The 228-nt window shown below is 76.3% G+C and carries 1 protein-coding gene; it reads left to right on the plus strand.

From position 1 onward, the window contains the following. A partial coding sequence (locus IF89_RS40405) for a hypothetical protein (protein WP_043195237.1) occupies nt 1–228 on the plus strand: 228 nt, incomplete at both ends.

A 228-nucleotide genomic window follows, 5' to 3' on the forward strand; every position in this document is an offset into this window, starting at 1 on the left:
CTGACGGCGGTCCTGGAGCTGGAGGACGGGCTGGTCCGCAAGGCGACCGCGGGGGACGGGGCGGTGACGGGGCTGGAGTACGGGCGGCCGCTGGCCGGACACGGCCCCGTCATCACCAAGGTCGCCTCCCCCCTCGGCGCGGTGACCGAGATCGCCTACGAGGAGATCCCCGGATCTCCCGTCCCGGCGCTGGCCGCGACCCGCCTGCGCACCCTCGACGACCGCGGC

It is taken from the genome of Streptomyces sp. NRRL F-2664 (assembly GCF_000719345.1).
Classification (GTDB): Bacteria; Actinomycetota; Actinomycetes; order Streptomycetales; family Streptomycetaceae; genus Streptomyces.